The 7305-nt window shown below is 66.6% G+C and carries 5 protein-coding genes; 3 read left to right on the top strand and 2 right to left on the bottom strand.

Features of this window, described 5'->3' with window-relative positions; translation table 11 throughout:
- Positions 1-1046: 1046 nt before the first annotated feature.
- Positions 1047-2087 (top strand): nucleotidyltransferase domain-containing protein, encoded by a 1041-nt coding sequence (locus NMQ14_RS18435; RefSeq protein ID WP_257098328.1) that lies wholly within the window; start codon positions 1047-1049, stop codon positions 2085-2087.
- A gap of 37 nt (positions 2088-2124) precedes the next feature.
- Here NMQ14_RS18435 and NMQ14_RS18430 read toward each other — a convergent pair whose 3' ends face one another.
- On the bottom strand, positions 2125-3801 hold the full coding sequence (locus tag NMQ14_RS18430; protein WP_257098327.1) for a TRAP transporter large permease subunit: 1677 nt from the start codon (positions 3799-3801) through the stop codon (positions 2125-2127).
- A complete protein-coding gene (locus NMQ14_RS18425; protein ID WP_257098326.1) occupies positions 3798-4304 on the bottom strand; it encodes a TRAP transporter small permease subunit in 507 nt (168 codons plus the stop codon). Before NMQ14_RS18425 ends, NMQ14_RS18430 begins: the two co-directional genes overlap by 4 nt.
- A gap of 441 nt (positions 4305-4745) precedes the next feature.
- Between NMQ14_RS18425 and NMQ14_RS18420 the strand changes: the two genes are divergently transcribed.
- Positions 4746-5390, top strand: coding sequence for a histidine phosphatase family protein (locus NMQ14_RS18420; RefSeq protein WP_257098325.1), 645 nt, complete (start codon positions 4746-4748; stop codon positions 5388-5390).
- A gap of 64 nt (positions 5391-5454) precedes the next feature.
- Entirely contained in the window at positions 5455-7209 is a 1755-nt protein-coding gene (locus NMQ14_RS18415) for a tetratricopeptide repeat protein (RefSeq protein ID WP_257098324.1), read from the top strand.
- Positions 7210-7305: the final 96 nt, after the last annotated feature.

Here is a 7305-nt window from a genome sequence, read left to right as displayed (position 1 = left end):
TGTCCATGATCTCCTTTGTGGACACAACATTGAGGTGCCCGAGTGCGGGCGATGATTACGCGCTGGATCAGGGAAGGGAAGACGGCGGCGGTCGGACGCTTACGAAGGTTCGTATGTTGCCCACAATAATGCGGCTTCGACATCTCGCGGTGTGTGGCCAGAGGGACAGTTCCCGTATGAGCGCTACAACTCGCATCCAACGCGAAGCGCACGAAGCGATACGGGAACCGACTTCATCGGCTTCACAGTTCCTGGCCGGGAGTTTGTGGGAGTACATGCGGGCAGACAGGGCGCTTGCGACCTTGCTAACAGATGTGGAGCTGCGCATGCAACGTTGGGCTGCATTCGAACGACGCCCGAAGCAATGGATGCCATCCGTCAGTTGCACTTTGGTGGTGATCCGATTCGCACTCTGACGGTGATCCGACCGTGAATCCACTTCGAGTGATGGCGGTTACGCCGCTTACCAATCTATGCTTGGCACTAGCGCTCGCCGGAACGGCCTGTGCTTATCCTCAAGGTCACGCCCCAGAGAGCCGTGTGTTCGGCGCTGCAAACTGGCATGAGTTGCAGGTAGTTCACCGGGATCTTGCCAAGCGACTCGATGGTGTAGTCGCCGGCGCGTTTACGGAGAAGGTGGCTGAACTGCTGGCTGAGCGATGGGACCTGCTTGACGAGTTCGTAGAGCTATCGGCCGGTGACCGAACCTTCAAAAGTGACGTAATTGCTGCCCTGAACGAAGCTGTGACCCAGGAACATGCCGTAAAGATCTTGGCGAACGCTCGAAACCGCTGCCCCTCGAAGTACGTAGGTCTGTGTAGTCAGCTTGTTGATGCATTGGCCCCTCCATGAGAACAAATGGTGAGAACTACCGTGACGAAGGCAGAGTTCTTGCGGCTAGTGCGTTTCCCGGACCAATGGGACTGAAGCGCCCCGGGTTTTGCGGAGGCCCGCTCGCTTTAGTCAGACCACCACACCTGTTACGTCTGCAGTGAATACCTGTATGGTTACTATACAAAAATGTACTTGTATAGTAACTTCCGCCGATGCGCTACGTCGAACTGTCACTCGCCGCCCAGACCGCTTACGCTGAACTGTTCTCCCAGACTCAGACACTGGAGATGGGAAACGCCCTGGCGGGGCTGTCCGGCGCGTTTCACCGGCGCACGATCAAGGGCCGCGTCTATTGGTACTTCGGTTATCGCGATATCGACAAGCAGGGCCGGATGATTTATGTCGGTCCGGATTCGGAGCGGGTCCGCTCGCTGGTCGAATCGCACGAACGTGCCCGGGCCGCCGGGCTGTTGACGAGCCCGGCTCTGGTTGCACTGGCGGCGGGCGCGACACCCGCGGCGCCGAAGCACTTCCGGGTGGTGCGTCGTCTGGCCGAGTACGGGTTTTTCAGGGCGGGCGGGGTGCTCATCGGCACACATGCCTTCATCGCCCTGGGAAACATGCTGGGCGTACGCTGGGCGGATGGCGCAGCCACGCTCGACGTGGATTTCGCCCATGCAGGCCCCAACGTGTCGATCGCCTTGCCGGCCAATATCCAGATCGATGTGCATGGCGCGCTCGAATCACTGGAAATGGGCTTCCTGCCGATCACCCAACTCAATGGCAAGGTCGGGGCGCAGTATCGAAACCCGGACGATCTCGAACTCCGCCTTGATTTTCTGACGAGCATGACGCGCACCGGTGAGCCTGTGCTGGTGCCGAACCTGAACGTGGCGCTCGAACCGCTGAAATTCATGGAGTTTTCGCTCGAAGCACCGGTGCAATGCTGTCTGTTTGCGCGTGCCGGTGCGTGTGTCGTCAACGTGCCAGCCCCTGAACGATTCGCTGTACACAAGTTGATCGTGCACGGCGAGCGCCCGGTCGCTGAGCAGACCAAGGCGAAGAAGGATGTGCTGCAGGCCGCCGGCCTGATCGAGTACTTCCTGAGCCAGGGCATGGCCGATGTCTTCAATGCGGCGTGGCGTGACGCCCTCGGCCGCGGCCAGGGCTGGACCACGCGCGCGCAGCAGGGCCAAAAAGCCCTGTTGCGCATGGCGCCGGAACTGGATCAGCCTGAACTGTGGCGCAGCTGATTCGGCAACACAGGGCGGGGCAGAGATTGTCTGCGCTTCAGTCGTCAGCGTCCTCGCCCACGATGGGTTCCACCATAGCCTCCGCCTTCTCGATCGCCGCTTCAAGTGCGGCGTCGGGATGGCCGGCCGGCAATCGGGGCGCGCTCGAGCTGCGCCAGTAGTCGGCGTCGGTCGTCACCGAATCGCCGGCTGCGCGCTGCACCGACCCCAGATTGGCCGTGACCAGTTGCGGCACGGCCAGTACCAGCGCGACCATGACGATCTGGATGCCGACGAAGGGCACGGCGCCCCAGTAGATGTCACGTGTCGGCAGGGTTTTCGGGGCGACCGAGCGCAGGTAGAACAGCGCGAAGCCGAACGGCGGGTGCATGAATGAGGTTTGCATGTTCACCGCCAGCAGCACGCCGAACCACACCAGATCGATGCCCAGCTTGTCGGCCACCGGGGCGAGCAGCGGCACGACGATGAAGGCCAGCTCGAAGAAGTCGAGGAAGAAGGCGAGCACGAACACCAGCGTCATGACGACGATCAGGAAGCCGGTTTCGCCGCCGGGCAGGCCGAGCAGCAGGTGTTCGACCCACAGGTGGCCGTCGATGCCGTAGAAGGTGAGCGAGAAGACGCGCGAACCGATCAGGATGAACAGCACGAAGGTGGTCAGGCGCACCGTGCGGTCGAGCGCCTGCTGCAGCAGGTCGCGGTTCAGGCGTTGGCGTGCGGCGGCCATCAGCAGCGCGCCGGTGGCGCCCATCGCGCCGCCTTCGGTCGGTGTCGCGAGGCCCAGGTAGATGGTGCCGAGCACGAGGAAAATGAGTGCCAGCGGCGGCATCAGTACGAAGGCGACACGGCGCGCGAGGTCGGGCAGCAGGTTCAGACTCAGCAGGCGGTCGGCCACGGCGATCAGCCAGGCGACGCTGCCGCCGGCGGTGACCGCGAACAGCGCGCGCGCATCGGCCGTGTGTGCCTGCAGCGCCGGCAACTGGCTGGTGGCGACACCGGCCAGCACCGCCACGGCGAACAGCGCCCACATGCCGCGTCGCTCCGCCGCGTTGTGGTCGTCGGCTTCAGGCAGCGCGGGCGCCTTGTGCGGACGCAGCCAGGCGACGGCCAGCACGTAGATCAGGTAGAGGCCGGTCAGCACCAGTCCGGGCAGCAGCGCGCCGCGGTACATGTCGCCGACCGGGCGGCCAAGCTGGTCGGCCAGCACGATGAGGACGAGCGATGGCGGAATGATCTGCGCCAGCGTGCCCGAGGCGCAGATGACGCCGCTGGCCAGCCGCGCGTCGTAGCCCGCGCGCAGCATGATGGGCAGCGAAATCAGACCCATCGAAATGACCGACGCGGCGACCACGCCGGTCGTTGCGGCGAGCAGCGCGCCGACCAGCACCACCGCCACCGCGAGCCCGCCGCGCAGCGTGCCGAACAGCCGGCCGACCGTGTCGAGCAGGTCTTCGGCCATGCCGGAGCGTTCCAGCACCAGGCCCATGAAGGTGAAGAAGGGGATGGCCAGCAGGGTGTCGTTGCTCATGACGCCCCACACGCGGTCGGGCATGGCCTGCACCAGCGAGGCCGACAGCAGCCCGAGTTCAATGCCGATCAACCCGAACACGATGCCGCAGGCGGCCAGCGCGAACGCCACCGGCACGCCGGACAGCAGGAAAAGCACCATCGCCGCGAACATGACCGGCGCGAGGTTGGCGGCCAGCCAGGCGCTCATCCGGCTGGCTCCGACAATGCGGCGATGCGGCGGATCAGCAGCGCGACGGCCTGGGCGGCGAGCAGCGCGAAGCCCACCGGCACCAGCAGGCGCGCCGGCCACAGCGGCAGGCCACCGGCGCTGGCCGACACTTCGTGGCTGGTCCATGAGGCGACGAACCAGGGCCAGGACAGCCACAGCATCAGCAGTGCCACCGGCAGCACCATGGTCAGCAGGCCGGCGATGTCGGCCCACAGCCTGCCGCGCGGACCGAGCCGGGACGTGATGAGGTCGATGCGCACATGTTCGTCGAGCTTGAGCACGCGGCCGGCGCCGAGCAGGAAAACCGTGGACACCAGATACCACTGTGCTTCGAGCAGTGCGTTGGAGCCGGCATCGAACTTGCGCGCCAGTGCGTTGCCCACTGCGAGCAGCACTGCCGCCAGCACCGCCCAGGGCAGCACGCGGCCGCAGGCCTCGTTCAGATGGTCGATCAGGTCGGCGAGCAGCAGCAGCGGGCGCATCTGGAGGCGGGTGAACGGCGGATGAGCGATGGTAACCGGCCGCGGTGGTTCCGGTGGCGCGGGTGGGAGTGGCGGCCTGTGGGAGCGGCGGCCTCGCCGCGATCTTCACTTCGATCAGCGGCCATCGCCGCACGATCGCGGCGAGGCCGCCGCTCCCCCAGCCCAGGCCCGCCCAGCCCACCCCCGCCCGCCCCCCCCCCCCCCCCCCCCCGCGCCCACAGCCCAGCCCAGCCCAGCCCAGCCCAGCCCAGCCCAGCCCAGCCCAGCCCAGCCCAGCCCAGCCCAGCCCAAGCCCAGCCCAAGCCCAGCCCAAGCCCAGCCCAAGCCCCGCAGCCCGGAACCACCGCCCCAGTGCAGCGGCCTGAACCCTGGATGCTGCGCTTCACCTCCACTTCGTCCTGGCCCCTGCAGGTAACATCCAGCTTCGCACAAGGAACACTCATGACTGCACGCACGCGCTTCTGTCTGGTCCGGCACGGTGAAACGACGTGGAACGTCGATCGCCGCATCCAGGGTCAGGTCGACATTCCGCTCAACGATACCGGGCTCGCGCAGGCGCAGGCCACGGCGCTGGCGCTGCTGGGCGAGCGGATCGATACGATCTATGGCTCGGACCTCGGCCGTGCCTGGGTGACGGCCGGGCGTATCGCGGTGCCGCGCGGACTGCCGGTGATGCCGGAGCCGGCGCTGCGCGAGCGCCACTACGGCGGCTTCCAGCGGCTGACCTATGCCGAGGCGCGCAGCCAGCACCCGGAGGCCTTCGAGCGTTTCGAGGCACGCGAGCCGGAGGCCGGCTTTCCGGGGTGCGACGGCGAGTCGCTGGCAGCCTTCGATGCGCGAGTGTGGGCTTTCGTCGAATCACTGCGCAGGCGCCACACCGGCCAGACGGTGCTGCTGGTGACGCACGGCGGCGTGCTCGACATCGTGGCGCGGCGGGTGCGCGGGCTGGGGCTCGTCTGCGCGCGCGATTTCGACATCGCAAACTGCGCGCTGAACTGGGTGAGCCACGACGACGGCGGATGGCGCGTCGAACGCTGGGGCGATGTGTCGCATCTCGATGGCGCACTGGATGAACTGCCGGTCTGATTCCACACTGCATATATATATGCAGTGTCGGTTCTGGCCGTGCCCTGACCTGACGACCTGAACGATGAAGAACAAGCCCACCCAGGCGCGCCAACCGTCGCCGGCTGAACTGCAACCGGTGTTCGCGGCGTACAACGGCGGACGGTTGGCCGATGCGGCCAGCGCCGCGCAGCAGTTGCTCAGGCGTTACCCGGCGGCCATCGTGCTGCACAGCGTGCGCGGTTCGGCGCTGGCCGGGCTGGGCCGGCTCGACGATGCCGAACAGGCGTTTCGCGAGGCGGTCACGGCCGACCCGCGCTCGGCCGAACTGCTGAGCAATCTTGGTCTGGTGCAGCAGCAGCGCGGCCGCAACGAACAGGCGCTGGCCACCTATCGCCGCGCCTTCGCGCTGAAGCCGGACTTTCCGGAGCTGCTGTACAACATGGGCGTGGTGCAGGATGCGCTCGGTCAGCCCGATGACGCGGCCGCCAGCTACCGTCGCGCGCTGAAGCTGCAGCCCCGTTTCGCGGTCGCCTGGTTCAACCTCGGTACGGTGTGCGAACGTCTGCAGCGCACCGACGATGCGCTGGCCGCCTACCGCGAAGCCGTCGCGGTCGAACCCGGTTTCGTCGAGGCGCACGCCAATCTGGGTGCGGCGCTGCAGAAGCAGGGCCGGCATGACGAGGCGGTCGCCGCCTATCGCAAGGCACTCGCGATACAGCCGACGGCAACGGCCTGGTTCAGCCTGGGCACGGCGCAGCGCGATCAGGGTCTGCTCGGCGACGCGGCAGCCAGCTACCGACAGGCACTGGCGCTGGCGCCCGGGTACGCCGATGCGCACAGCAACCTCGGCGAAATCCTGCGCGACCAGGGTGATGCGGCGGCCACGATCGCCGCCTTCCGCGCCGCGCTGGCGATCGACCCGGCGCATGGCGAAGCCAATTACAACCTCGGCCTGCTGCATTACGACATGGGCGAACTGGCCGAGGCAATGCCGTACTTCGAGCGTGCGCAGATCCGCGACTGGCAGGAGCGCGTGCTGTACTGCCTGTACAAGACGCGCCGCTTCGACGCTTTCCGCGAGCGGCTGCTGGCCATGATCGGCGCCTCTCGGCCTGAAGTTGGCCAGCGCGGCGTTCGCCATGATTCGCCTATGCTGGCGACCTTGTCGGCGCACCACGCCGCCAACTTCGGTGTCGCCGACGAATACGGCTTCTGCCCTGCGCCGCTCGACTTCGTGTTCCACAGCCACATCGACGCGCTGTCCGATGCGTCCGACGCCTTGCTGGCCGACCTGCTGCGCGACGTGACGCACGCCGAGATCGAGGCCCGCAAGCAGGGCCGGCTGCATCACGGCATTCAGTCGGCGGGCAATCTGTTCCGGCGCAGCGAGCCGTCGTTTGCGAGGCTGGCCGCGTTGATCGGCGAACAGGTCGCGCGCTACCGCGCGCGGCTGGCCGGCGAGACCTGCGTGTTCGCACAGGATTTCCCGCCCGATACGATGTTCAGCAGCGCCTGGTACGTGAAGATGAGCAAGGGCGGCCATCTGACGTCGCACATCCACGAAACCGGCTGGTTGAGCGGCGTGGTCTATCTCGCGATCCCGCGCGACCGGCCGGCCGGCAGTCTGGCCGGCGGCATCGAATTCAGCACCGACGGCGACGACTACCCGCGCGAGCACGACGACTTTCCGCGCAAGACCCTGCTGCCGGTCGCCGGCGACATCGTGCTGTTCCCGTCCTCGCTGTTCCACCGCACGATTCCGTTCGAATCGAACGAAGAACGCATCTGCATCGCCTTCGATGTGAAGCCGGGAAGGGCGGCACAGACCGCCGGGTAGTCGCCGTCCGACATACAGGCGGCGGGACGCTGCCTACACTGGTTCCTGATTGTTGAATGCCGGCGGCGTCCGCCGACCGGTGTCCGACTGGACGGG

Origin of the sequence: Methyloversatilis sp. XJ19-13 (genome assembly GCF_024580155.1) — a bacterium.
GTDB lineage: Bacteria > Pseudomonadota > Gammaproteobacteria > Burkholderiales > Rhodocyclaceae > Methyloversatilis.
The sequence above is the reverse complement of the archived record's forward strand: the minus strand, read 5'-3'. Positions and strand labels throughout refer to the sequence as shown.

Excerpts from the sequence above, each read along its gene's own strand:
- NMQ14_RS18425 (WP_257098326.1), bottom strand. The coding sequence starts at position 4,304 with ATGCGCCCGCTGCTGCTGCTCGCCGACCTGATCGACCATCTGAACGAG.
- NMQ14_RS18415 (WP_257098324.1), top strand. The coding sequence starts at position 5,455 with ATGAAGAACAAGCCCACCCAGGCGCGCCAACCGTCGCCGGCTGAACTG.
- NMQ14_RS18435 (WP_257098328.1), top strand. The coding sequence starts at position 1,047 with ATGCGCTACGTCGAACTGTCACTCGCCGCCCAGACCGCTTACGCTGAA.
- NMQ14_RS18420 (WP_257098325.1), top strand. The coding sequence starts at position 4,746 with ATGACTGCACGCACGCGCTTCTGTCTGGTCCGGCACGGTGAAACGACG.
- NMQ14_RS18430 (WP_257098327.1), bottom strand. The coding sequence starts at position 3,801 with ATGAGCGCCTGGCTGGCCGCCAACCTCGCGCCGGTCATGTTCGCGGCG.